Here is a 3278-nt window from a genome sequence, read left to right on the forward strand (position 1 = left end):
GATAGCCCCGATCCCGGCGGGCTCGACCGCGGACAACTGACCGCGCTGCTCAGCGAACTGGCTGATGAAGCGATCGGCGCCGACGTCTGCATCTTTGACCCCGACCTGGACCCCGACGGCGGCTACGCCAAGATCGTGGCCGACACAATCGTCGAAGGCCTGGGCGGCCTCGGCGCTCATGCCCGGCGGAGCGGGATCACGTAATGTTGAACCCAGGTGGCGCGCTCCGGGTGTTATGCCGTCGGAGACTCCAGCAGGCATGCTCCTGGATCTGAACACTCGCTGGCCCGCACCCCACGGTGCGGGCCAGTGATTTTCAGCTGCTGGTGGACGAGTAGCCGACGGCGCGGCCGCAGGCGCAAGGTCTCCCCCGACTATGCCCTAACTAGTTGCTGGCTTCGTACTGCTCGATCACCCTGGCCGGGATGCGACCTCGCTCGTTAACCTTGATGCCGTTGTTCTTCGCCCACTCGCGGATCTCGGCGGAGCGCTCGCGGCTACCCGCGGTGCGCGGCCCGCGGCCGACGGTCTTGCGCCTCCTGCGGGCACCGGTCACGAACGGCTCCAAGCCGCTGCGGAGCTTGGCGGCGTTCTTCTTGCTCAGGTCGATCTCGTAGGACGTGCCGTCGATGGAAAAGCTGACGGTTTCGTCCGCGTCTCCTCCGTCAACGTCGTCCACGAGAAGGACTTCAACCCTCTGTGCCATGCGGGCCTCCTCTAGTGCGAACTTTTCGACACGGATGCGACCGACTACACCGTATCCGAGTTGATCTTAGCCAAACAGATCGGTTTCTGTCCGCGCACCCCGCGCGAGACACAACACCTAGGGTCCTGGTGGCCACCGACCGCCGAGTGCCCCGGATATGGATAGGGACTTCTATAGAGCCGGTGGGCAGCCCAAGCCGGTTTCAGTAGGTGCTCGGTGCAGTCGGTCGTGGTTGTGGCAGGCGCCCGTCATGGTACAAAGCGCCCGCGCGGTGACCTCTGAGTAACGCCGAGATCCCCTAACACAACACCTACGCGCGCGTGGGAGGGCCGTCCCGAGTGGCCCGGGCGCGTATTTAAGCCATGCCTGGCCGGGTGGCCAGGCTCCCTTCCGGGGCGGAGATCTGAACGGTAACGGGGAGCCCGGCCCGCTCGGAGGCTTGGACCAACACTCCACAGGACGGTTGGAGAGGGACTGCCAAATTTAATGAGTCGATTCGGCCCCTCCGGGGGCTATCGAGTTGGCATGCCGCCGTGAGGGCTGTTCACCACGAGGGGCAGGGAGCCCTCTTTGATGTAGGGGTGATCAGGGTAGTGCTCGATGTGGAGGTGGCCACCGTCTTCTGACTGCGCCATTTGGCTGAGGCTGTTGGCGATAACACGCAAGGCGCGGAGGTTGCCGGTGATCGTTAGGGACTTGGCGTCAATGTCAGCGGCGATCATAGTTCCACTGTCAGCTACGCGGACGTGGACGCGGGTCAAGGCGATTCCTCTCGCAACGTCACCGGAGATGTCTTCGCTACTCGTCGCACCGTTACCGGATTCTACTAGAGTGGCAAGTTCGGCGAGTTCAGCCCGAGTGGCTGACAGCACGACTTCTCCGGTCGGCATGTATAGCAGAATTTTCACGTCGCCTCTAGTTTCGAAGAAATCAATGATCGATGTGTATCGGTGCCATGGTGGGCTTTGGCCTGGACGATCGGGTAGCGGACCACGTCGATGAACTGCCGTCTGGTCCGGAAGGATCAAACTTCTAACTTAGAAGACTGCTGAAGATCTTGGTGTTCTGGCCCCGCCGGGGATGCGGCGGGGCCAGCGTGGTGTGGTGATGGGTGAGGGGGCTGCGGAGACGGCCGGTCCGGATGTATAGGAGAGGTGCCGGGAGCTGATCCCGGCGAGGAGGGTGTTTGCGTTCCTGGTCGAGCATCGTGGCGCGTTGTTCCGGGTGGTGATGTTCGCGGACATGTTTCCGTCGACGAGGGGGCGGCCGTCGATGCCGTCGAAGATCCTGGCGCGGCGGTCACTTTGCAGGCCCCGGACGGGTTGCCGGATTTCGAGACGGTGCAGGAGTTGCGGTTTGACCTGCGGTGGAAGGCGGCCGGCGGGCTGGGTCTTCACGACACCGCTTTCGATCCGTCGCTGCTGGCCTACTTCCGCCTCCGGCTGGCCCGCTCGGCCCGTCCGGACCGCGTGTTCGAGGTCGAGCGGGAGGGTGGTGCGATCCACCGGGGTGCTCACCGGCAGGCCCGCGCCGGTTTGGTGGACGCCCTGGTCGGTGATGCGCTGCGACTGCTGGGGCACCTGCCCGAGCGGGAACTGGGTGAGCGGGCCGCGAACGCGGGGGGCTTGCTGGCCCTGGTCGCCGGGCGGGACGTCGAACCGGCAGGCGGGTCCGACAGCTGCGACGGGCGCTGGCGCATCACCGACGGCACCGCCCCGGACCGGGAGATCTCGACCGTCGACCCCAAGCCCGGCGCGTCCGCAAGACCCGCAGCCATCGCCAGGACGGCTTCAAAGCCCACCTGGCCATCGAGCCGAAACCGGCCTGTTCACCGCGGTGGCCTCGCGACCCGGCGCCAGAGCCGCCTACCACGAGGCCCTCGTCGGCCTGGACCTGCTCTCCCGCCGGGACACCCCGGTGCAGGTGTTCGGCGACACCACCTTCCGCCCTGGGCATCCAGAGCGACTCACTCCAGACAAAACACTCTTAGGGATCCGCCAGAGCGACCCCAAGAAGGACGACCCGAAGAAGGACGACGACGAACTCGACGGCGAGAGCGTCTGGGACATCAGTACCTTCTGAGTGCCTTCACCTTGCGAGGGCCCGGCGACGCCGGGCCTCGCGCCCTGCCTTAAGAGGTCATAACAAAATGTGTATGTTGTGCGACATGTGGTGATGGTCGGGGTGTGGTGTGGGCGGGTGTGTAAGGGCGAGTAACCCCCGTGGGTCGCGTGTGACGGCCTGTGGGAGCGGGTTGAGCCGCTGCTGCCGAGGGTGGAGCGCCGTAAGCGCCATGCTGGGCGTGGGCGGTTGGACGACCGCAAGGTGCTGTGCGGGATCTTGTTCGTGTTGCACACGGGATCCGGTGGGAGTTCCTGCCCCAGGAGCTGGGGTTCGGGTCGGGTATGACGTGCTGGCGGCGGTTGGCCGAGTGGCATCAGGCAGGCGTCTGGGAGCGGCTGTACCGTCTGCTGCTGGAGGAGCTGCATGCCGCCGGGCAGCTGGATTGGTCCAGGGCGGTGATCGACAGCTCGCACGTGCGGGCTTTGAAGGGCGGCCCAAAACCGGGCCG

General features: G+C 65.5%; 4 protein-coding genes and 2 pseudogenes. 4 read left to right on the forward strand and 2 right to left on the reverse strand.

Features of this window, described 5'->3' with window-relative positions; translation table 11 throughout:
• A partial coding sequence (locus AB0C84_RS45655) for a hypothetical protein (RefSeq protein WP_361079076.1) occupies positions 1-204 on the forward strand: 204 nt, incomplete at its 5' end.
• Between the two features lie 181 nt (positions 205-385).
• Here AB0C84_RS45655 and AB0C84_RS45660 read toward each other — a convergent pair.
• Positions 386-706 carry an Lsr2 family protein gene (locus AB0C84_RS45660; protein WP_361079079.1) on the reverse strand — a complete coding sequence of 107 codons (321 nt, stop codon included), beginning with the start codon at positions 704-706 and terminating at the stop codon, positions 386-388.
• 512 nt (positions 707-1218) lie between these two features.
• The gene (locus AB0C84_RS45665; RefSeq protein ID WP_361079082.1) at positions 1219-1428 is read right to left on the reverse strand and encodes a hypothetical protein; all 210 of its coding nucleotides are present in this window, start codon (positions 1426-1428) and stop codon (positions 1219-1221) included.
• A 442-nt stretch (positions 1429-1870) separates the two neighbouring features.
• Between AB0C84_RS45665 and AB0C84_RS45670 the strand changes: the two are divergent.
• From AB0C84_RS45670 to AB0C84_RS45680, 3 genes and pseudogenes are all read left to right on the forward strand, one after another.
• Positions 1871-2539, forward strand: a pseudogene (locus AB0C84_RS45670) (transposase); the annotation flags it as partial.
• 3 nt (positions 2540-2542) lie between these two features.
• The gene (locus AB0C84_RS45675; protein WP_361079085.1) at positions 2543-2788 is read left to right on the forward strand and encodes a hypothetical protein; all 246 of its coding nucleotides are present in this window, start codon (positions 2543-2545) and stop codon (positions 2786-2788) included.
• 192 nt (positions 2789-2980) lie between these two features.
• Positions 2981-3105 (forward strand): annotated as a pseudogene (locus AB0C84_RS45680) (IS5/IS1182 family transposase); the annotation flags it as partial.
• Between the last annotated feature and the right edge of the window lie 173 nt (positions 3106-3278).

The sequence above is a fragment of the Actinomadura sp. NPDC048955 genome, assembly GCF_040649435.1.
In the GTDB taxonomy this organism is placed as follows: Bacteria; Actinomycetota; Actinomycetes; order Streptosporangiales; family Streptosporangiaceae; genus Spirillospora; species Spirillospora luteofluorescens.

Excerpts from the sequence above, each read along its gene's own strand:
- AB0C84_RS45660 (WP_361079079.1), bottom strand. The coding sequence starts at position 706 with ATGGCACAGAGGGTTGAAGTCCTTCTCGTGGACGACGTTGACGGAGGA.
- AB0C84_RS45665 (WP_361079082.1), bottom strand. The coding sequence starts at position 1,428 with ATGATCGCCGCTGACATTGACGCCAAGTCCCTAACGATCACCGGCAAC.